The organism is Methylomarinovum caldicuralii (assembly GCF_033126985.1).
GTDB lineage: Bacteria > Pseudomonadota > Gammaproteobacteria > Methylococcales > Methylothermaceae > Methylohalobius > Methylohalobius caldicuralii.
In genome coordinates this window covers 365,444-386,408 of sequence record NZ_AP024714.1, presented here as the reverse complement: position 1 = coordinate 386,408, position 20,965 = coordinate 365,444, and the positions used below count along the sequence as shown (strand labels likewise).

At 60.0% G+C, this 20,965-nt stretch carries 23 protein-coding genes; 9 read left to right on the top strand and 14 right to left on the bottom strand.

The annotated features are described in order from the left end of the window. Positions 1 to 24: 24 nt before the first annotated feature. Both MCIT9_RS02015 and MCIT9_RS02010 read right to left on the bottom strand, forming a co-directional pair. Positions 25 to 846 carry an RNA polymerase sigma factor gene (locus MCIT9_RS02015; RefSeq protein WP_317705765.1) on the bottom strand — a complete coding sequence of 274 codons (822 nt, stop codon included), beginning with the start codon at positions 844 to 846 and terminating at the stop codon, positions 25 to 27. A 7-nt stretch (positions 847 to 853) separates the two neighbouring features. Further along, a complete protein-coding gene (locus tag MCIT9_RS02010; protein ID WP_317705764.1) occupies positions 854 to 1,840 on the bottom strand; it encodes an alpha/beta fold hydrolase in 987 nt (328 codons plus the stop codon). 27 nt (positions 1,841 to 1,867) lie between these two features. On the opposite strand from MCIT9_RS02010, the gene MCIT9_RS02005 reads away from it, so the two are divergent. The 3 genes from MCIT9_RS02005 to MCIT9_RS01995 all read left to right on the top strand — a co-directional run bounded on the left by MCIT9_RS02005 (position 1,868) and on the right by MCIT9_RS01995 (position 5,953). Then, on the top strand, positions 1,868 to 4,591 hold the full coding sequence (locus tag MCIT9_RS02005; protein ID WP_317705763.1) for a caspase family protein: 2,724 nt from the start codon (positions 1,868 to 1,870) through the stop codon (positions 4,589 to 4,591). An 86-nt stretch (positions 4,592 to 4,677) separates the two neighbouring features. Then, positions 4,678 to 5,799, top strand: coding sequence for an ISAs1 family transposase (locus MCIT9_RS02000; RefSeq protein WP_317705762.1), 1,122 nt, complete (start codon positions 4,678 to 4,680; stop codon positions 5,797 to 5,799). After that, complete coding sequence (locus MCIT9_RS01995) at positions 5,786 to 5,953, top strand: hypothetical protein (RefSeq protein ID WP_317705761.1); 168 nt, start codon at positions 5,786 to 5,788, stop codon at positions 5,951 to 5,953. Before MCIT9_RS02000 ends, MCIT9_RS01995 begins: the two co-directional genes overlap by 14 nt. 39 nt (positions 5,954 to 5,992) lie before the next feature. Here MCIT9_RS01995 and MCIT9_RS01990 read toward each other — a convergent pair whose 3' ends face one another. From MCIT9_RS01990 to MCIT9_RS01935, 12 genes are all read right to left on the bottom strand, one after another. Further along, entirely contained in the window at positions 5,993 to 7,306 is a 1,314-nt protein-coding gene (locus tag MCIT9_RS01990; protein WP_317705760.1) for an autotransporter outer membrane beta-barrel domain-containing protein, read from the bottom strand. A gap of 111 nt (positions 7,307 to 7,417) precedes the next feature. Next, positions 7,418 to 8,569 carry an O-antigen ligase family protein gene (locus MCIT9_RS01985; RefSeq protein WP_317705759.1) on the bottom strand — a complete coding sequence of 384 codons (1,152 nt, stop codon included), beginning with the start codon at positions 8,567 to 8,569 and terminating at the stop codon, positions 7,418 to 7,420. Between the two features lie 2 nt (positions 8,570 to 8,571). Then, positions 8,572 to 9,039 (bottom strand): hypothetical protein, encoded by a 468-nt coding sequence (locus MCIT9_RS01980; protein ID WP_317705758.1) that lies wholly within the window; start codon positions 9,037 to 9,039, stop codon positions 8,572 to 8,574. Then, positions 9,020 to 9,715, bottom strand: a complete 696-nt coding sequence (locus MCIT9_RS01975) for a head GIN domain-containing protein (RefSeq protein ID WP_317705757.1) — start codon at positions 9,713 to 9,715, stop codon at positions 9,020 to 9,022. Before MCIT9_RS01975 ends, MCIT9_RS01980 begins: the two co-directional genes overlap by 20 nt. Before the next feature lies 1 nt (position 9,716). After that, positions 9,717 to 10,277, bottom strand: a complete 561-nt coding sequence (locus MCIT9_RS01970) for an OmpA family protein (RefSeq protein WP_317705756.1) — start codon at positions 10,275 to 10,277, stop codon at positions 9,717 to 9,719. Between the two features lie 20 nt (positions 10,278 to 10,297). Continuing rightward, the gene (locus MCIT9_RS01965; RefSeq protein WP_317705755.1) at positions 10,298 to 10,603 is read right to left on the bottom strand and encodes a hypothetical protein; all 306 of its coding nucleotides are present in this window, start codon (positions 10,601 to 10,603) and stop codon (positions 10,298 to 10,300) included. Then, the gene (locus MCIT9_RS01960; RefSeq protein ID WP_317705754.1) at positions 10,600 to 12,276 is read right to left on the bottom strand and encodes a DUF4384 domain-containing protein; all 1,677 of its coding nucleotides are present in this window, start codon (positions 12,274 to 12,276) and stop codon (positions 10,600 to 10,602) included. Before MCIT9_RS01960 ends, MCIT9_RS01965 begins: the two co-directional genes overlap by 4 nt. A gap of 19 nt (positions 12,277 to 12,295) precedes the next feature. After that, positions 12,296 to 12,646: a hypothetical protein gene (locus MCIT9_RS01955; protein WP_317705753.1), complete on the bottom strand. Its 351-nt coding sequence runs from the start codon at positions 12,644 to 12,646 to the stop codon at positions 12,296 to 12,298. A 15-nt stretch (positions 12,647 to 12,661) separates the two neighbouring features. Then, a complete protein-coding gene (locus tag MCIT9_RS01950; RefSeq protein WP_317705752.1) occupies positions 12,662 to 13,105 on the bottom strand; it encodes a hypothetical protein in 444 nt (147 codons plus the stop codon). 54 nt (positions 13,106 to 13,159) lie between these two features. Next, positions 13,160 to 13,474, bottom strand: a complete 315-nt coding sequence (locus tag MCIT9_RS01945; protein WP_317705751.1) for a hypothetical protein — start codon at positions 13,472 to 13,474, stop codon at positions 13,160 to 13,162. A gap of 275 nt (positions 13,475 to 13,749) precedes the next feature. Next, positions 13,750 to 14,064 carry a hypothetical protein gene (locus tag MCIT9_RS01940; protein WP_317705750.1) on the bottom strand — a complete coding sequence of 105 codons (315 nt, stop codon included), beginning with the start codon at positions 14,062 to 14,064 and terminating at the stop codon, positions 13,750 to 13,752. A gap of 275 nt (positions 14,065 to 14,339) precedes the next feature. After that, positions 14,340 to 14,654, bottom strand: a complete 315-nt coding sequence (locus tag MCIT9_RS01935; protein ID WP_317705750.1) for a hypothetical protein — start codon at positions 14,652 to 14,654, stop codon at positions 14,340 to 14,342. A 274-nt stretch (positions 14,655 to 14,928) separates the two neighbouring features. On the opposite strand from MCIT9_RS01935, the gene argS reads away from it, so the two are divergent. The 6 genes from argS (at position 14,929) to MCIT9_RS01905 (ending at position 20,940) form a co-directional block, all read left to right on the top strand. Then, positions 14,929 to 16,686: an arginine--tRNA ligase gene (argS, locus tag MCIT9_RS01930; protein WP_317705749.1), complete on the top strand. Its 1,758-nt coding sequence runs from the start codon at positions 14,929 to 14,931 to the stop codon at positions 16,684 to 16,686. Beyond that, positions 16,687 to 17,253 (top strand): SPOR domain-containing protein, encoded by a 567-nt coding sequence (locus MCIT9_RS01925; RefSeq protein ID WP_317705748.1) that lies wholly within the window; start codon positions 16,687 to 16,689, stop codon positions 17,251 to 17,253. Beyond that, positions 17,250 to 17,948 carry a hypothetical protein gene (locus MCIT9_RS01920; protein ID WP_317705747.1) on the top strand — a complete coding sequence of 233 codons (699 nt, stop codon included), beginning with the start codon at positions 17,250 to 17,252 and terminating at the stop codon, positions 17,946 to 17,948. The genes MCIT9_RS01925 and MCIT9_RS01920 overlap by 4 nt, the downstream gene beginning before the upstream one ends. A gap of 123 nt (positions 17,949 to 18,071) precedes the next feature. Further along, complete coding sequence (locus tag MCIT9_RS01915) at positions 18,072 to 19,253, top strand: DesA family fatty acid desaturase (protein WP_317705746.1); 1,182 nt, start codon at positions 18,072 to 18,074, stop codon at positions 19,251 to 19,253. A 67-nt stretch (positions 19,254 to 19,320) separates the two neighbouring features. Further along, positions 19,321 to 20,295 (top strand): malate dehydrogenase, encoded by a 975-nt coding sequence (locus tag MCIT9_RS01910; RefSeq protein ID WP_317705745.1) that lies wholly within the window; start codon positions 19,321 to 19,323, stop codon positions 20,293 to 20,295. Positions 20,296 to 20,337: 42 nt separating this feature from the next. Further along, the gene (locus MCIT9_RS01905; RefSeq protein WP_317705744.1) at positions 20,338 to 20,940 is read left to right on the top strand and encodes a c-type cytochrome; all 603 of its coding nucleotides are present in this window, start codon (positions 20,338 to 20,340) and stop codon (positions 20,938 to 20,940) included. Positions 20,941 to 20,965 lie beyond the last annotated feature (25 nt).

Here is a 20,965-nt window from a genome sequence, read left to right as displayed (position 1 = left end):
ATTGTATCGATTCAATGTTGAGAATTAAAGGATACCGGCCGCTTCACAAGCTTGTTTGAGGCGGGTCAAGATTTTGTTGAGGCGCTTGTATGGATCGCCCTTGATTCCCAACAGTTTGGCGATCTGGGCCATCTTCATGCCCTCGCAGAAGCGTAGCCGCAGCAGCAAACGCTCTTCATCGCTCAGTTCCAGGTGGGCCTGCAGCTTTTCCAACAGGGGACGGGCCTCGTCGGGCAGGTCGCCCTCTCCGCGGATGTAGCTTTCCAAGGCTTCCAGCAGCGCCCGGGGCTGGGGTTCCAGCTCGGCTTCCGGTGAAGGTGCCTCGCTGGCCGGTTCGGCGATACTGTCGATGGCGATCCCCTGGCTGTCCTGATAACGGTGCCGGGGCGGACAGTGGCCGATGACCTCGGAGACGATGCGTTCCAGCGTGGTGCGGTCCCGGTCCGGGTGGTTGGTTTCCAGGAGGGAGACGGCTTCCTGACGCTCGAAGCGATCCAGGATCAGGATGCGATAGGCTTCCCGCCAGATCGGATCTTTCTTCTCGGTCAGCCACTTGGGGGGACGCTGATGGCCGTATATCTTGCGTACGTAGTCGGTCATCAGACGGCCGGTCAGCACGCCGAGAAACGTGGAGAACTTTCCTTTGCCTTCCCAGCTTCGGATGCGGTGCCAGCCCTCTTCCTGGAGCTTTTCCAAGACGAAGTCCAGGGCCAGGTGGGCCGTGTTGTCATCGTTGGGGAAACGGCGTCGGGCCAAGTGCTGCAACAGATCCCAATGGCTGAAGACCAGTTTGCGGGCGGTTTGTTCAGATAAGGGAAAGCGCAGTTCTGGGATGGGTGTCGTCATTGTTGTTTCATCCTGCAGGTTCCGGGGGACGCAAGGCACTGCTGCCGGATGAAGGGCCTGTACACAGATCATGACCGGGATTCCTTTGGTCGTTGTTGTGATTACCCTTCATGCACGGACATTGCTCCCGTTTTTTGCCGGTTCGGGGCGCCAACGTCGTGGCGGCGGTCACGACGGCACGCCATATTTCCTCCGCTGGGCAGTCGTGCCCCGTTCCAGGGGCGATCAGAAGGCGGGCGTTCGGCTGGCGTGCCGCCTCGGTGGCTATCAAGTCTGCCGGGATATTATCGTCCAGTTGGCCGGCGATATGAATCTGAAAAATGTCACCGGGCAGGGGTGGCTGGCGTGCAGGGTCCAGGGAACCCGTCAGAAGACTGTATCCATGTAGGCGGCGCCATGCAGCCACGTTCAGGTTTCCCGCCAGGGTGATGACGCCGATCACGGAGGGCAGGCGGGCGGCCAGCAGCATGGCCAGCGTGCCGCCGCCGCTGTAACCCACCAGGATGATAGGTCGTCGGAAGTCATCCGTCAGTGCCTGCAGAGCGGCCTTCATGCTGGCGACGACGGCGGGCGCGTAACGGTCCCGGGTCCACAGGAGGGGATGGCAGCCCGGCGCCTGGGCCTGCCCGTGGTAGCAGGGACGGCCCAGATAGGCCACATTTCCTGGGGTTTCGGCCATCCGGGTCAGCAGGAAGCTGTGCGGAGGGGTCGGCTCGCGGGCGACGCGATCGCTGGACAGCCAGGCCAGGCCGTCTCCCTCGAGAAAGACCCACAACGGTCCCGGGGCGCCGTCACCGGAGGTGCGAAAATAGACCCGGTGGCGGAATCCGGAACCCTCTACCCAGGCGCTGTGGAATCCCAATTTTTCCGCTTGGCGATCGAGCTGGACGTAACGAGGGCTGCAGCCGCTGAAACCGATGCTGGCGAGGATGATCCAAGGGAGTATGATGCGTCTGAGGATGGATTTCTCCGCCGGAAGTACGTCCTTATTCATAATGAAGACGAATTTGGAGATCCGAGGATGAAAGCATCGCGTTGGCTTGCCCAGTTGTGGATGTTCGGTGCCGCCTTTTTGACCGCTATGCTGGCCGGCTGTGCCTCCACGCCGATGGACGAGGTGGCCGTCGGTCCCGGACAGGTGGACAAATTGTACGTAGTGGATTGCCTGTTGCCGGCCCAGGTGCGGCAGTTGGGGCAGCATATGACCTACCTGGCCGCCCGCAAGGCGGTCCGGACCACAGCCATCGACTGTGAGATCCGCGGCGGCGAGTATGTGTCCCACGATCGCAGCAATTATGCCACGGCCCTGAAGATCTGGCTGCCCCAGGCCAAGGCCGGGGACGCCAAGGCCCAGACATATGTGGGGGAAATCTACGAAAAGGGGCTTGGTCTGGCACCGGACTACCAGGCCGCCGCCCACTGGTACCGCAAAGCGGCGGAACAGGGTTATGCCCCTGCCATGATCAACCTAGGCTTCCTTTACGAAAAGGGCCTGGGCGTGCCCAGGGATCCGGTGGCGGCGCTCAACTGGTATCGCAGGGCTTCCGGTCTCGACAAGACCGACATCGCCTTTGCCGCTTCGGTGGAAGTCTATGAGCGCAAGATGGCTGCCTTGCGACAGGACGCGGACAAATACCGCCGGGAGGCCGCCGGACTGCGGGAGAAACTGGCCGCGCTGCAGTCAGAGCACCGACAGACCCTTAAGACCCTCCGGCGTTACCAGGCCCAGGTCCGGGCCAGCCGACGGGAGATCCAGCGATTGCGGCGTCAGTTGCAACGTTTGCCGACGGGAAGCAGTTCCGAGCTGAAGCAAAAGCTCGAAGAGCAGATCCGCCGCCTGCAGGAGAAGGAACAGATGGTGGGGCTGCTGGAAAAGGAATTGCAGCGTCAGAACCAGCAGCTTCACACTCTGCAGACCAGTACTTCCCAGACCCTCCAGGCCAAGGAAAGCCGCATCCAGCAATTGGAGCGGGAACTGGCGCAGCGCAATCGAACGGTGGAAGACCTCCGACACCAATTGGATCAGAGCCGCCAGCGCCTGCAACGCTTGCAGCAGCAGGTCGCCCAAGGAAACCAGCAGTTGGCCGACCAGATAGCACGGCTGGAAGCACTGAAGCGCCGGGTGGCGGAGAAGAAGGCCAGCGGTCAGACCGATACGGCTGATTGGCGCCGCCTGCAGGCGCAGTTGGCCGCCAAGCAGGCAGAAGTGGCGCGCAGCCGCCAGGCCTTGAGCGATGTGCAGGCGGAAATGGTTCGTCTGCAGCGTCTCAATCAGAGTCTGGCGAGCAAACTGGCCGACCGTCAGCGCCAACTGGCCCGGTTGGAGCAGCGCTTGAGCGGTGCCCAGCAAAAGGTTCAGAGCCAAGCCGAGCAATTGCAGACTTTGAACCGCACCCTGGCGGAGAAGGAACAGGCGATTCAGGACCTGCAGCAGCAACTGCAGGCGGCCAACCGCCGGCTCTTGTCGCAACGTCAGGACATTGAAGCCCTCAAGCGCCAGTTGGCCCGGAAAAAGAAAGACGGACACACCGGCGAAGCGGAACTGGCCCTGCTGTCCGGCCAGTTACAGGCCAAACAGGCGGAACTGGCCCGCCAGCAGGCGCAGATACAGCAGCTGCAGGCACAGCTGGTCGATCTGAAACGCCAGGCCGGCGACCAGCCGGTGCCGCTGGTGGCGCGGGCGGAAACCAAGGCCGCCGGTGGTCCCAAGATCGAGATCATCGATCCTCCGCTGCGGCCCCAGCGGGGGAACCTGATGGTAGTCACCCGTGGGCTGGTGGAGGCGAGGACCGTGGTTGGCCGGGTGCAGGCGGAAAAGGGATTGTTGGCATTCCTGGTCAACGATCAGGAGTTTCCGGTCGATCCTAGTGGCACCTTTAAGGTCAAGGTACCGCTCAAGGGTGAAAAGACGCCCGTCCGGCTGGTGGCGATCGATCGGGCCAGTCGCCGCAGCGAACTGGAATTCATCATTCTTCGTGACATCCAGACTGCGGCGCCGGTCCCGCTCGAGGCGGGTTCCGAGGTGGAAGATGAATTGTCCAAGCGTGTGGTCGACTCCCTGCCACGGGAAATTTTCGGTCGTTATTACGCCTTGATCATCGGCAACAACGCCTATCGGCATCTGCCGGTGCTCGATACGCCGATCAACGACGCCAAGGCGCTGGCCCGGGTACTGCGTACCCGCTATGGTTTCCAGACCAAGGTCCTGCTCGATGCCACGCGTTACGACATCCTCAAGGCCCTCAACGAGTACCGCAAGATTCTGACCGAAAAGGACAGCCTGCTGATCTACTACGCCGGGCACGGTACTCTGGAGAAAGTCACCCAGCGGGGATTCTGGTTGCCGGTGGATGCGGAGATGGAGAATACCGCCAATTGGATCTCCAACCAGGACATCACCGACCTGCTGCGCATCATGAACGCCGCCCATGTGATGCTCATCGCCGATTCCTGTTATTCGGGATCTCTGACGCGCAGTTCGGTGGCGCGGCTGGAAGCGGGCATGAGCCCGGAAAAAAAAGCCGAGTGGATCAAGCTGATGCTCAAGGCAAAGTCACGCATGGCGCTGACTTCCGGCGGCTTGAGTCCGGTTCTCGACAGCGGGGGGGGCAACCATTCGGTGTTCGCCAAAGCGTTGATCCAGGCTTTGGAGCGCAATGACGGCGTTCTGGAATCGTTCCGCCTGTATGCGCAGGTATCCGCGCTGGTGGCAGGGCAATCGCATGAATATACCCCACGAAGATGATGGTTTAAGATTCGATGACTTGCAGCAGATTACTTGGAGATTAGAGACTTCTTCTCTGAGGAGCATGCTTTTTGTGGGAGGCACAGATGCTGGAAAAGCCCCTGGCGCTGAGCGAGGTGTTCGTATCGATTCCGGACCCGCGACAATCATCGAAGGTAACTTACGATCTGGTGGAAGTGCTGGTGGTTGTGGTGTGCGCGGTGATCTGCGGTGCCGATACGTTGGTGGAGATTGAACTTTGGGGCAAAGAGAAGCTGGATTGGCTGCGTCGATATGTGCCCTTGCCGCATGGGATTCCGTCCCACGACACCCTAGGGAGGATTTTGGCGATGATCGATCCGGAAGCGTTCGGATCGGCCTTCCAGCGCTGGGCGGTGAGCGTGGTTCCGGCATTGGAAGGTCAGGTGATCGCCATCGACGGCAAGACCAGTCGGCGCAGCCGGTCCAAGGGGCAGGATCCCCTGCATCTGGTCAGTGCCTTTGCGGCTCAGTACCGGTTGGTGGTCGGTCAAGAGGCGGTGGCCGACAAATCCAACGAGAAGACGGCCATTCCCGCCCTGCTGGAGACCCTGGCCTTGAAAGGATGCGTGGTGACCCTCGATGCCATGGGGACCGATCCCAAGATTGCCAAGGCCATCCGTGACCGGGGGGCCGACTATGTACTGGCGGTCAAGGACAACCAGAAAGGTCTGTCCGAATCGATCCGGGATTTCTTCCAGGCCTTTCAGGACGCGCCGGACAAAACCCCGCATCAGCAATGCGAGACGGTCGACAAGGCGCATGGTCGCCTGGAAGTGCGACGCTGCTATGTGTTCGACCAGCTCGACGGCCTGGACCGGCCCCAGCGCTGGCCGGATCTGGCCTGCTTTGCCGTGGTCGAGTCCGAACGCACCGTCGCCGGCAAAACCACCCGGGAACGGCGTTTCTACATCACCAGCCTGCCGGCCGATGCCGAACGGCTGGCCTCGGCGGTGCGCCAGCATTGGGCGGTGGAGAACCCGCTTCACTGGTGTATGGATGTCGTATTCAACGATGATCAGATGCGCCTTCGAACCCGACATGCGGCTCATAACCTGGCGCTGCTCAAACAGATGGTGCTCAATCTCTTTCGCCTCGACCACACCAAACGCCGCGGGGGCATCAAGGCAAGACGGCTCCTGGCCGCCTCCAGTGACCACTACCGGGCTCAGTTGCTTGGATGGACGTAGCGTTCATGCGATTGCCCTGGCGCTGGTGGCCGATGCGGCGCGGGAACAGGATTTCCATCAGGTGCCGGAGTTCGCGCCGATCCGTCATGCCGGTCACGAAGCGGGAGAATTCTTCTTCGTGCCAGCGTCCGGTACGGTCCAGGCCGGGCTGTAAGAAGAGGCCCCACGCCCGGGCGTGGGGCCTGCGAAACGATCAGAACTGGACGCGGGCGCCTAGGGTGACGCGGTGGCTGCTGATGCGGTCGTAGCCCACCAGGGCTTCGTAACCGACGAAGGCGGAAATCCCCTGAGCGAAGGTGGCGGTCAGGTCGCCTCCGAAGATGGCGTAGTCTTCATCGGGATGAGGCACGAATATGGAGAACTTCTGGCCGAGCGGGTCCCCCACGAAACTGGCTTTGATGGTACGGCTGGGATCGCGGAATTCATGGTGCCATTCCCCCCGTGCCTGGGGTACCACCACTCCCCACGGCAGGCTGATGGCATAGGCCAGACGCCCCCCCACGATGCTCTTCATCGATTCGATGTCCTGACTGTCGAAGCGCAGGGCCCAACCCTGACCGCCCCGTTCCCGGTAGTTGTCGATGTCCAGCTTGAGATAGCTGAAACGGGCGTAAGGCGTGAACTTGACCGACTGCCAATGGAAATTGTAGCCGGTGCTGAGGGTCAGGCCCCACTGGCGGCCGTCGGTGTCACCCTTGGCCTTGGTGTTCACCACATCGAAGTTGTCAGGATCGGTGGAGGAGGCGAGACGGTAGCTGATCTTGCGGTCTATGTCGAAATTGATGTGGCCGTAGGTACCCAACACATCCACGTAAAGGTTCTCGATGGGGTAGAAAGAGCCATAAAGAGAGCCAATATAAGAGTCGTTGTCCGACTCCCCTCCTTTGTGCTTGAAATCGTTATCGGAAGTGATGTAGGTGAAGGCGCCCCCCACGACCACGGATTCCAGAATCTTGTAGTCGGCCCCGGCGGTCACGCTCCAATTTTTGAAAGTGAAACCCTTGACATCCCGGGTGGAGTCCACTTCCCCCAAATGATAGCTACCATTGAGCCAGACCCCCAGTTTGCCGAAGGCCTCGCTGCCGGCATTGCCGCCGCGCAGAGGCTGACCGTCCTGGTACAGCTGAACACCGGCGAACCGGACCGAGTCCAGACCGGCGTGGAGGGTTTGCAGGCGTCCCAGGACCGAAGTATTGACCACATTGATGTTGCTGGCCATGGTGCGGGTGGCCTGCAGGCCATATACCAGCAGCTGTTCAGGACCAACCCGGAAGAGGGCGTTGCCCACTTCCGCAGGATTTGCGCTTTCATCTAGCGCGGTGCCGACCAGGGCATTGCAGCGATTGCGGAATTGCTCTTCCAATTGCTCTTCCAATTGCTCGTTGCGTTGGCTGCAGGCCTCGAATATCACGTCGGCCATGGTCTTTTCGGTTTGATTGAGGGCCTGCTGTTCCATCAGCAGGGGGTTGTAAGCAGCGAGGAGCTGTTGGCGCCAGTCGGGGGTCAACAGGGCAATGGTACCGCATAATCCTGCTAGTCCTGCGGTGGTTATTTTCCCCAGAAGCGCAGATGATCGGCGTGTTTTTCTCATGAGTTACCTCTCGGTCAATTTTTGTTTTCATTGGCCGCAATGTTGATCGCTGCTCATCAAACCAATTATGGTCAGCAAAGTCAACCCTACCCATTGGCGCCACAGACTGAGCTCAAACAGGGCGGCAATGGAGAAACCGGCAAGCGCAGCAATAAAAGCATATTCGAATAAGCTTTTTTCAGGAAAAGCAAGCAGGTTTCTTAACGGCAGGGAAACCAGCCCCAAGAAACTCAGGAAACCGACCAATCCCAGTTCTGCCAGCAGCTCCAGATACAAATTATGGGCCCAGGGAGTGAGCCGTTGATCGAAGACGATCCAGGCGGGTAAATCGGCAGGATCAAGGTATTGCCGATACAGGCTGAGATAGCTGCCTGTACCGTGGCCAAGCCCCGGTGCGTCGAGAAACATGCGCCAGGCCGTCAGCCACAGGGGCAGACGGCTGCTCCAGGTTGACAGGAACTTTCCGGACAGGCGGAATCCCAGCACGCCGTCGAGGACCAGGACGGAGACGGCCAGAAAGGCCAGCCCCCGGAGCAATTGCCATCGTTTTCCTGCCAGAAGGAAGAAAGTGCCGACCGTCACGGTGCTGACCAGAAGCGTCAGGCGGCTACGATAGATTACTGTGAGCAGGAGAACGACAGCCAACGCGCTCCAACAAAGCCAGCGGCTGCGATGACCGGCTCCATCAAGCAGAGCGAGCGGAAAAGGCAGCAAAATGGCGAACAGGACGATGTCGTTGGGAACCCGGAAGGCTGTCAGACCACTGGCGATTACCCATTCGGGAGGTGATTGACCGGGGTGCAGAATGGCAGTGATCAGCAACCAACCGCCCAGATCCAGGATGAGGGCGGTCAGTACCCAGGCCAGGGTGGATGTGTGGCGGCGCTCGAAGTACCCTGCCAGCAGAAGATAGATCATGGTGGCGGGAATCAAAGCCAGCATCAGGTGCAAGGCCCTGGTCTGATCCGGGCTGAGCAAGCAACCCAGCCCGGCTGACAAGAGAAAAGGGGGCAGGCCGAGCCATGCCGGATAGGAAAAACGAGGCGCCCGGCTCAAGGCAGCATGACTGCCGCAAACGGCCAGCCCGAGCAGACCCAGGTCGATGGGCAGCGGCAGGGCGAAAGTGAGTAGATAGAAAAATATCCCGCTTTCTGCGCTGCCGGGCGGTTTCCACTTCAAGTTCAAGGCTGTTGCAGAATGGTCAGGCGGTAAAGATTGCCCTGTTGATCGAAAGCCTGAATCCACCCGTTCTTGGTTACTTTCCCGTAAATGTACTTTTGTCCCTTTTCTGTGTGAGCACCGTTTTCTTTGTTCTCAGGTCGCTGATAATCTTGTGATTTGTCAGGGGGTTCTTTTGCAGGGTTCTGGCTGTACACATAACCGGCGACCTTGGAGCGGTTCACTATCTGAACGGTGCCGTAAAAATACTTCGATCCGGAATAACCGGCCACCTTGAACCATCCTTTGGAGCGGTGGGGGCGATCGAATTTCTTTAGTTTGACCTTGGGCGGTGGCTTTTGACGCTTGGGGGGGGCGGTCTGGAAATCCAGGGTGGTCCTGACCAGGAAGGGACTCCCTTCCCCTTCCGTTGCCAGTGCGAGTAGCAGGATGAGCGGCCACCGCATCGGATCAGTCCATCGCTTCCACATCCCCGGCTCCCGAAATATGCGTGATCACCTGGGCAGGATGGCCGTAGTAGGAAACATCCCCCGCCCCGGATAGATCCACCTCCAAGCGCTGGCTGGCGTGGACGGTCACATCGGCGGATCCACGCAGCCGGATTTTTACTGCTTCGGCCCGCAGCCGCCCCAGATCCAGATCACCGCTGCCATCGACGGTCAGATCCAGGCGTCCGACCCGGCCTTCCCCGCGAATGTCGCCACTGCCGGCCACTTGTACGGACAGTTCAGGGGAATGAATGCCGTTCAGATAAACGTCTCCTGAGCCCTGAATCGTCAGTGCCCGAAGATCGGGACTGGTCACACGGGCCCGCAGGATGCCATCAGTCTGGAAGGATCGGCGGGTGCGGATCTGAAGGCCACCGCCCGTCACCCGGGTTTCGATCAGGGGTAACAGATTGCTGTCCCCCTCCAGGATGACTTCGCACCGTTTGCCGGGTGTATATTCCAGATCGATGCTGGCCTCGAGGCGGATGTGATCGAAACAGGGCAACCGGCGCCGTTCCGTGGCAAAGCGGTGATCGCCCCGCGTGACCCCTTGGCCGTACTCGATGCCGTCGATCACGATCTTGCCGGTATTGGTGCCGGCCGCCGCGGGGGCGATCAACAGCGGAAATAACAAGGGGGAAAGCCAGTGGGTACGCATGTCAGTTTATCCGATGAAGTTCGACCCGGCGATTGAGCGGATCGTTGGGATTCTTGCCGGGAAGGGGCCGGTGTTCCCCGCGGCCAACCACGCGCAGCCGGTCCGGAGCGATGCCGAAATGGCTGACCAGATACTGTTTGACCGCCTTGGCCCGCTGGCGGGAAAGCCAGTCGTTGGAGCTTTCCGGGCCGATGGCGTCGGTATGTCCTTCGATCAGCAGGCGTTCTCCGCGAAACTGCGCCATGGTCAGCATTCGGCCGATTTCATCCAGAAACGGTTTGGCATCATCCCGAATGGTGGCGGAGTTGAAGTCGAACTGGATCGGCAAAGCGATGGCGATCGACTCTTTGGGAGCGCTTTGCGTTTCCACCGGACTGAAAGCCAGGGATCGGGTCTTGGGTTTGGCGGCTTTTGCAGGGAAGAGCAGTTTTCCCATCTCTTCCGCAGAAGGCGGGTTCTGGAACAATTTGACCTCTTCCCCATAGGTGATGGGGGGCAGAATGGTAAGTCCCAGGGCAAACAGTCGGAATAACCATTGCGTATGAGTCAGTTTCTTGGTCATCGTTAACCTCACGTGGTTGTTCATTTCGGTTCCCACCTTGTTACACGGCCATCCGGGCCGAAAAACACCACTTGGGTTCGATATTCCCAGGATTCACCCCATTCGCCTTTCTTGGTTCCCTGGCAGGTATAGCAGCGCCGTCCCCAGGCGGCCCGGACCTGTTCCTTGGTCATGCCCTTGGCGATCATGCCGGCCCGGATCAGGCGCACCATTTCCGGATCCCATTCCGGATGCTGGGCGATGTAGTCCTCCCGGCGGACGGGGGCGGTTTCACAGGCTGTCAGCCCTGTCAGGGCGACGATGAGAAGCAAGGCGGTTTTTTTCATGGCTGGTCTCCCGTCTTTACCGCGGCTTGGCTGGCGCCGTTGGGCAGAACCTGAAACGCCTCTTCGGCGAAGGCGAAACGCTTCCCTCTTCCTTCGGCGACCACGTGCCCCTGGTCATCCAGCGGAAGGGAATCGGCGGGGATGGGGTTGACCGAAGCGATGGCGTAAATGGTATCCGTCCCCACGGGGGCCCCTACCGTCAATTTCACCGGAGCATTGGCGGGTGGAATCCGATAGACCTTTCCAGGGCGGGCGAAATTGTCATTCTGATAGGGGTTGGGAAATAGGGTGGCCATCTTGCCCACCGAATTGATGGTGATGATCCGTACGAACATCGGTTCGGTCACTTCGAAGAAGATTTCCAGTGGCTCGCCGATCTGGTAGGCCGATTTGCTCAGCCACACCCGCACGTCGCCCAGGGATTTCTTCTTCTCGGGTTCGGCCGGTCGCGGTTTCTTTTGCCCGATACGAGGTGTCGCTTTGGATGGCAGCGTTTGCGGTTCGGCGGCGGCGGTCGGAGCTGCCTGGGCCTGGAAGGCCAGTTCACGCAAGCGCTGGTTATAGGCCGCCAGCAGCCTGTCAACCCGTTGGCGACGTGCGAGCGTCTCCCGACCCAGGGGAACGCTCTCGAACAATGCCAAGTAAACGGCTTCGCTCACATCCGGAGCGGCAAGGTTCTTCTCTTTTTTGAACTGTGAGATGGCATTGCGGGTCCTGGCATCGAGCATACCGGTGATTTCCACGTCTTTTCCATACAGGTACAGCAGCTCCTGGATTTTTGCGATCCGGTCCGGCTGTTCCATGCGGTAAAACTCGTCGCGCAGGGCGTCGAGTACCACTGGATCCGGCTCGGCATTGGGAATCAGCCGCCAATAGGGTAATTTTTGGTATTTGCCAATAATTTGCAGGATGCTGAGCTGGACCAGCAGGCGGGTGGCAGCATGGCGTCCCTGGATTTTCTTGATATTGCCCCGAAGCCCCAGGGTTTGGCCGTAGACGGTGAATCCCAGCTGATCGACGCCGAGTCCTTTGTGAACCTGAATGGAGTTAACCGCTTGCATGAAGGGAATGCCGGTAAAAGTCTTGAAATCCAATAGGTTGAAATCGAGCGTAATGCGGGCCAGAGAGCTTTTGCGAGTATCCTCGAAGTCAAGCCCCATGGGGACTCCCAATTCTTCAGCGCTGCCACTGACATCAGCGCCTTCTTCCTTGGTAACCAGGCCCCGATCGAATTCGGTCAGTCCTCCCACCAGGACTACATTGGGTAGCAATTTGTCGCCCCATTCTGAATAGCCGGTCTGAGCGGTATTAAGCATGAATTCCGGATCGTATGGCACATACCAGATACCACCTCCGATGGCGTTCAGGCTGCTTTTCACCATTTCTGAAATATCTTGGGGGATTTCGCCTTGGGTGGGAAGAGATGTGCCGGTACGATCGAAGGCCGGTTTTGCCATAATATAGAGCGGATCCCTGCCATAGATGGCATTGAGACGGCCCAGATTATGGATTGCTTCGCTAAAAACGGTAGTTTTAACTTCAGGCAAGGAAGTATTCAAATCCAGGTCTACATCCTGGGGGTTAATGCCGCAGGCAGAGATGAAGCAGGCTATCCCAGTGGATAACAGAACATGGCGAAGCGGGTAGAGGAAAGATGGCAGGCAGGCTTTCATGAGGTGTCACCGTATCGGTTCAGCGGGATATGGCATTGGAGTTTTTGATCTCAGATGAGTTAATGATTGTAGTGCCGGGCGCGATTTTACTGCCAATACCGAAAGTGATGTTGCCCTGTCCCTGTTCGCCCTGGGTGATGACCGGGCGTGAAGATTTCAAACCTTTCTTGGATCTTAATTCGGCCGCCTTGGCCTTCATGAGAATAAAGGGGACGTTTAGAGTAGGCTTCAGTGAATCATCGATCGGGTCGTCGATAGCAATGCCATCGTTGAGATCGTTGGCCATCGCCAGAGAAACAGCACCAGGCGCTAGCGCTAAAGAACACAAGATCAATCTGTTGGCGATCGATTGGAAGTTGCGGTAAGTCATGGTGTTTACCTCGAATCATTTAATCACAATAGAACCCTGATTGGATTCGTTGGTGCCCAATAAACCGCCAATTCCCATGGCATCTACAGCGATGTTAGCAGAATTCTTGATGTTAGCGTTGTTTACGATAGTCACTCCGTTCAGAGATCGCTTGATTACCACCGATCCCTGATTGGCCCGGGCACTGCCGCCTGCACTGATGGCGACGTTGGCGGAATTGGTGACCTTGGCCCGATTGATGACTGTGACGTTATTCAGACGGGCGCCTTTGACCTGGATGCTAGCTTGATTGGCTTCTGCTTTGCCGGCGCCGCTGATGGTGAGGTTGGCGGCGTTCTTGACCGTGGACTTGTTGGTGACGGTCGAGTTCTTGATTTTGGAGCCGGCTGCGAGAACGGTTTTTATTCCGGCGAATGCCAGGCCGATGCTTATAAGGAAAATCAGAATTCGTGTCCGCATGGGGAGATCCTCCAAGGAAGACGAGGCCATCCTTGGCCCCGTTACGTTTCCTGATCATTCGATGTCGATCGAGCCTTGGTTGGCCTTGGTGCTGCCGAGGCCGGTGCTGATGGCGAGGTTGGCGGCGTTTTTGACCGTGGACTTGTTGGTGATGGTCGAATTCTTGACCGTGGAGCGTTTGATCTTGATGCTGCCCTGGTTGGCTTCCGCCTTTCCTACCCCTGTGCTGATGGCGAGGTTGGCGGCGTTTTTGACCGTGGACTTGTTGGTGATAGTCGAGTTCTTGATTGTGGAGCCGGCAGCCATGGCGCCAGAAGCCAGAGTCAAACCCACGATAGCGGCGGTCAGTGCAGTGATGGTCTTGGTCATGATCGTATCTCCTGTTTGAAATCAATACTGTAGGTTGCCTTTCGGCCTGTTTGGTTGTGATCGAGTCTCAATGTTCGTTAGCTGAACATCTCACTCGCCTGTGATACACGGACCTGTTCTGTTTTTTCTGTCAGTCATATAGATAACTATTTATCATATCCATATGCTTTTTCTTGGTATGGCCTGGATTATGGCTTACCGACCAAATTTAAGGAAAAAATCAGAGGTCGTGTCCGTGTGGTTGAGGCCATCCTTGGCCTCGTTACGTTTCCTGATTATTCGATGTCGACTGAGCCTTGGTTGGCCTTGGTGCTGCCGAGGCCGGTGCTGATGGCGAGGTTGGCGGCGTTTTTGACCGTGGACTTGTTGGTGATGGTCGAATTCTTGACCGTGGAGCGTTTGATCTTGATGCTGCCCTGGTTGGCTTCCGCCTTTCCTACCCCTGTGCTGATGGCGAGGTTGGCGGCGTTTTTGACCGTGGACTTGTTGGTGATAGTCGAGTTCTTGATTGTGGAGCCGGCAGCCATGGCGCCAGAAGCCAGAGTCAAACCCACGATAGCGGCGGTCAGTGCAGTGATGGTCTTGGTCATGATCGTATCTCCTGTTTGAAATCAATACTGTAGGTTGCCTTTCGGCCTGTTTGGTTGTGATCGAGTCTCAATGTTCGTTAGCTGAACATCTCACTCGCCTGTGATACACGGACCTGTTCTGTTTTTTCTGTCAGTCATATAGATAACTATTTATCATATCCATATGCTTTTTCTTGGTATGGCCTGGATTATGGCTTACCGACCAAATTTAAGGAAAAAATCAGAGGTCGTGTCCGTGTGGTTGAGGCCATCCTTGGCCTCGTTACGTTTCCTGATTATTCGATGTCGACTGAGCCTTGGTTGGCCTTGGTGCTGCCGAGGCCGGTGCTGATGGCGAGGTTGGCGGCGTTTTTGACCGTGGACTTGTTGGTGATGGTCGAATTCTTGACCGTGGAGCGTTTGATCTTGATGCTGCCCTGGTTGGCTTCCGCCTTTCCTACCCCTGTGCTGATGGCGAGGTTGGCGGCGTTTTTGACCGTGGACTTGTTGGTGATAGTCGAGTTCTTGATTGTGGAGCCGGCAGCCATGGCGCCAGAAGCCAGAGTCAAACCCACGATAGCGGCGGTCAGTGCAGTGATGGTCTTGGTCATGATCGTATCTCCTGTTTGAAATCAATACTGTAGGTTGCCTTTCGGCCTGTTTGGTTGTGATCGAGTCTCAATGTTCGTTAGCTGAACATCTCACTCGCCTGTGATACACGGACCTGTTCTGTTTTTTCTGCCAGTCATGCAGATGGCAATTTTTTATATCCATATGCTTTTTCTTGGGCGCGTCCTGGATTGTGGTGTCGGTCGGGCGGGAGTTCATTTTTTGTAGTCGCGGTCGGTTTCAAAGATAATAGTCACCCTTTCACTGTCAGAGATCATGAAAGACCAGCTGCGAAGTTTGTTGGAGAAGGCGGTCGATCGTCTGCAACGGCAGGGTATGTTGCCGTCCGACGTTCAGGCCGTCGTCAAAGTGGACCGCACCCGCGATGCCGCTCACGGGGATTTCGCCACCAATGTCGCTTTGGTTCTGGCCAAGGCGGCGGGGAAACCGCCCCGGCAACTGGCGGAGGCCATCGTTGCGGCGTTGCCCCGGGAATCGTGGATTCGCAAGGTCGAGATCGCCGGCCCCGGCTTTATCAATTTCTTCATCGATCCGGCGGCCCAGTTCGCCATCGTCGGTAGGATCCTGGAACAGGGCGGGCGCTTTGGCCACAGCGACATCGGCGGGGGGCGGCGCGTTCACATCGAGTTTGTCTCCGCCAACCCCACCGGGCCCCTGCATGTCGGCCACGGCCGCGGCGCCGCCTACGGGGCCAGCGTCGCCAATCTGCTGGCCGCGGCCGGTTTCCGGGTGCACCGGGAGTATTACGTCAACGATGCAGGCCGTCAGATGGACATCCTCACCGTCAGCATCTGGATGCGCTATCTGCAAGCGTGTGGCGAGGCGGTGCCGTTTCCCGCCAACGGTTACCGCGGTGATTACATCCGCGACATCGCCCAGGCGCTGCACGCGCGCGTCGGCGACCGCTACCGTCGCCCGGCGGCCGAAGTGCTCGCCGGTCTGCCGCCGGACGCCCCGGAAGGGGACAAGGAAGCCTACATCGACGCCCTGATCGTGCGGGCCAGACAGCTGTTGGGAGAGGCGGCTTACGAGGACATCTTCCAGACCGGCCTGCAGGCGATCTTGGCCGACATCCGCGAAGACCTGGAGGCCTTCGGCGTTCACTATGACCAGTGGTTCTCGGAACGGTACCTGGTCCGCGCCGGGCGGGTCGAGCAGGCGCTGGAGACGCTGCGCCGGGGCGGCTGGCTGTACGAGCAGGACGGCGCCGTCTGGTTCGCCTCCAGCCGGCTGGGGGACGAGAAGGACCGGGTGGTGGTGCGTGACAACGGCCAGTACACCTATTTCGCCTCCGACATCGCCTATCACCTGGACAAGCTCGAACGGGGGTTCGAACATCTGATCGACGTCTGGGGCGCCGACCATCACGGTTACGTGCCCCGGCTGAAGGCGGCGATCCAGGCCCTGGGGGCCGATCCGGACGTCCTGGAGGTCAGACTGGTGCAGTTTGCCGTCCTCTACCGCGGCAAGGAGAAGGTGCCCATGTCCACCCGCGCCGGGGAATTCGTCACCCTGCGCCAGCTGCGGGAGGAGGTCGGCAAGGACGCGGCCCGCTTCTTCTACGTGATGCGCAAGCCGGAACAGCATCTGGATTTCGACCTGGAGCTGGCGGTGTCCCAGTCCAACGACAATCCGGTCTATTACGTCCAGTACGCCCACGCGCGGGTGTGCAGCGTGTTCCGCCAGTTGCGCGAGAGGGGCTGGGAATGGGACCGGGAGGCCGGACTGGAGAACCTGCCGCGGCTGACCGAATCCCACGAGCAGGCGCTGCTCGCCACCCTCGGGCGCTATCCGGAGGTGGTCGAGCGCGCCGCCCTGCTGCGCGAGCCCCATCAGCTGACCCACTATCTGCGCGAGCTGGCGGCCGAATTCCATACCTATTACAACGCCCATACCTTCCTGGTGGAAGATGCCACCTTGCGCGATGCCCGCCTGTGCCTGATCGCGGCGGTGCGGCAGACGATCGCCAACGGTCTGGGGTTGTTGGACGTCAGCGCCCCCGAGTCGATGTAGATGGCCCGCCGTCCGCCGCCCCGCCGCCGTCCCGTCTCCCGTTCCCGCCGTCCGCCGCGGCGGGAACGGCGGGTGCCCTGGTGGCTCTGGGGCGCAGTGCTGGTGGTGCTCGGCGGTTTAGGCTACTTTCTCTATTACCTGTCCCGGGAGGCGCCCCCCGCACCGGCCGAGAAGAAGCCCCAGGCAACCCCCCGGCCGAAGGCGGCCGAAGGCGGCAAGGCCAAGGAACCGCGCTTTACCTTCTATACCCTTCTGCCGGAAAAGGAGGTCATCGTGCCGGAGGGCGAGGTCCGCACCCGCAAGCGCGAGGAACAGCTGGGGCGGGCCGCCAAAGGGCGTTATTTCGTTCAGGCCGGGTCGTTTCGCAGTTTGCGCGATGCCGACCGGCTCAAGGCGCAGCTGGCGCTGCTCGGGGTCGAATCACGGGTCGAGCCGGCCCAGGTTCGGGGGGCGACCTGGTACCGGGTGCGGCTGGGGCCTTTCACCTCCATGACCGAGGTGGAGCGGATTCGCGCCCGGTTGCGCCGGCATCGCATCGACAGTGTGGTCCAGACGGCGAAGCGATGATGCGCTGGGTGCTGCTGTTATGGCTGGCGGTTGGGTTACCGGGGTGCGGCACCGTGGCACCGCCGCCCCGCCACGACATCGCCGCGCCCGTCGAGCTGCGGGCGGAAGAAGGTTACGGCTGGTGGTACGCCGCTTTCCGCTTCCATTGGCCTAAGGGCGGGGCACCCGCCTGGCACCGGGATCTGATGGTGGCCCACCGCATCGTGGCGCCGGTGCTGTCCCGTCATCTGCGGGAGATCCGGCTTTGGCGGATTCATCGCCGCGCCGCCCGTGACGGGGCCGGCCACCAGTTCAGCTTCATTTTCTACGCCACCCCGGCAACGGCCCGGCGGATCTACGCCGAAATCGAGGCCGATCCTGATCTGGCCGAGCTGCGGCGCCGGGGTATCGTCGAGGCGGTCCGGCTCGACGACACCGCGCGGATCACCCGCCCCGGTCTGGCCGACACCAGCGATCCGAACTGGAACGAGGTGATCCAGATCACCTGGCCGGCGTACATCATGGGAGTCAGCGCCATGTGGCTGGAACTGGTGCAGCGCCTGGCTGCCGAGCAGGCTGTGCACGGATTGGCGGAAGATGACTACCGCCGAATCTCCGCCGTTCTGGACCGGCTCTGGGCCGACCACGCGCGCCACGCCTTCCTGCATCATCTCAACGCGGTTTACGGCTACCAGCCGTTCTGGGACCGCTATTGAACTTTTTCCTTGTGGCAGGTATGGCTTTGGGCTACACTCAAACATGCTTTCTGAATGTTTCCGCATTGAGAAAGGCCGCCGTCAGGGCGGCTTGTTTTGTTTTTGATTTCCGGTTTTTTCTTCATGTTTGGACTCTTTGAACTCCCCTGGTGGGGTTACCTGCTCGTCATCCTCGCCCTCACCCACGTCACCATCGTCTCGGTCACCCTCTACCTTCACCGTTGCCAGGCCCACCGGGCCATGGATCTGCACCCCCTGGTCAGTCATTTTTTCCGTTTCTGGCTGTGGCTGACCACCGGCATGCGCACCAAGGACTGGGCGGCGATCCACCGCAAGCATCACGCCCGCTGTGAAACCGAGGAGGATCCCCACAGCCCCCAGGTTCTCGGTATCCGGAAGGTGCTGTTGGAAGGGGCCGAGCTTTACAGCCAGGCCCGTGCCGATCGCGAGGCCATCGAGCAGTATGGCTGGGGAACGCCCGAGGACTGGGTCGAGCGCCACATCTACAGCCATCCCCGCCTCGGCGATCTGGGCATCGCGTTGATGCTGGTGATCGATCTGGTCTGCTTCGGCGTCCTGGGCCTGACCGTGTGGGCGGTGCAGATGCTGTGGATCCCGGTCTGGGCCGCCGGGGTGATCAACGGCTTGGGGCATTACGTCGGCTACCGCAATTTCGAGACCGACGACGCCGCCACCAATCTGATCCCCTGGGGCATCCTCATCGGGGGTGAGGAACTGCACAACAATCATCACGCCTATCCGTCCTCGGCCAAGCTTTCCCTGCGCTGGTGGGAATTCGATCTGGGGTGGCTGTACATCCGTCTGCTATCGCTGTTCGGGCTGGCCAAGGTGAAGCGCGTCGCGCCCAAGGTGAGGATCGAGGCTGCCGCTGGCGAGCCGAGCGCCGAGACGATCAAGGCGCTGATGCGCAACCGCTGCCATGTCTTGACCCTTTATGCCCGCAAAGTGATCCTCCCGGTCCTGCGCCTGGAGGCCCGCCGCGCCGACCGCCGCCTGCGCCGCCTGTTCCGACAGGTCAGGCCGCTGCTGGTACGGGAGGATCTCACCCTCGACGGCGAGCGGGAGCGGTTGCTGCAGCAGGCCATCGAGGCCAGCGACACGCTGGAGACGGTCTACGACTTCAAGAACCGCCTCAAGACGATCTGGGCGCGCAATCTGCCCCACCCGGAAGTGCGCCTGCAGCAGCTCAGGATCTGGTGCCAGGAAGCGGAGCAGAGCGGCATCGACACCCTGCGGGAATTCGCCGCGCTGCTGCGAGGCTACCGCCTGCAGACCGTGGCCTGATGCGCTTTGTCAAACCTTCCGGGTGAGGGTAAAGTAATGGGGATTGGCAGATACTGAAGAGGGCGAGATGACGCCGATACGCATTGCAGTGACCGGGGCCGCCGGACGGATCAGTTATTCCCTGCTGTTCCGCATCGCTACAGGGGAATTGCTGGGACCGCAGCAGCCGGTGATTCTGCAGCTGCTCGATGTCGAGGCGATGGACCGGGTGATGCAGGGCGTCGCCCTGGAATTGCTCGATTGCGCCTTCCCGCTGCTGGCGGGAGTGACGACCACCCACGTTCCTGACGAGGCCTTCGCCGACGCCGACCTGGTGTTTCTGGTCGGCGCCCGTCCCCGGGGGCCGGGGATGGCGCGCAAGGATCTGCTCCAGGCCAACGCCCGCATCTTCGCCGAACAGGGGCGGGCGCTCAACCGGGTCGCGGCCAGGGAGTCCCGCATTCTGGTCGTCGGCAATCCGGTCAACACCAACGCCCTGATCGCCATTCACAACGCCCCCGATCTGGACCCCCGCCAATTTTCCGCCATGACCCGCCTCGATCACAACCGCGCCCGCAGCATGCTGGCGGCCCGCTGCCAGGTGCCGGTCACCGCGGTGCGGCGCATCTCCATCTGGGGCAACCATTCCGCCACCATGTTTCCCGATCTGCTTCATGCCGAGGTGGAAGGGCGGCCGGCGTTGGAGCGGGTACCCTGGGACTGGTACGTGAACACCTTCATTCCCCAGGTCCAGCACCGAGGCGAGAACATCATCGATCTGGAAGGGCGTTCCAGTGCGGGGTCTGCGGCCCACGCCGCCATCGAACACATGCGCGACTGGGTGTTTGCTACCCCGCAAGACGACTGGGTCAGCATGGCGGTTTGGAGCGACGGCAGTTACGGCATCGCCAGGGACATCGTGTTTTCCTTCCCGGTGACCACGCGGCAGCAGGATTGGCAGGTGGTTTCCGGTCTGGAGCTGGACGACTTCTGCCGAGAGCATCTGGCCGCGACCGAGAAAGAGTTGCTGGAAGAGCGAGACGCGGTGCGGGAATTGTTATAATTGATAGGTTGTTTTTTGTCCGTTTGGGGGAGTGACAAGTCTATGAACAAGAAAACCTTTTTGGGAGCGGTCGGCGCTTGGCTGCTGGTGGCGGGTGCGGTACAGGCGGCAGGCGATCCGGCTGCCGGCAAGGAAAAGTTCTATACCTGCGAGGGGTGTCACAGCATTCCCAGCTATTCCAACGCTTATCCCAGCTACCATGTGCCCAAGATCGGCGGCCAGACCGAACCCTATCTCGTCAGCGCCCTGCAGGCCTACAAGACGGGAGCCCGCAAGCATGCCAGCATGAACGGCAACGCCGGCAGCCTGAGCGAACAGGATATCGCCGACATCGCCGCCTATCTGACCCAGCTGGAGGGCAGGGAACAGGAGGGGCCGGTCACCGGCGACGTGGACCAAGGCAAGCAGGTGGCCGCCAAGTGTGCCAGCTGTCACGGCGAGGACGGCAACCCGCCGGCGCCCAACTTCCCGCGTCTGGCCGGTCAGTACGAAAGCTATCTGGTCAAGGCCATCCAGGATTATCAAACCGGCAAGCGCGCCAACCCGGTCATGCAATCCATGGTACAGGGCTTGTCGGAAGAGGACGTCAAGAACGTTTCTGCCTATTACGCCAGCAAGGTGGGGCTGAGCGTGGTGAAGGACTGATCCGACATCAGCCGCCAGTCCAGAC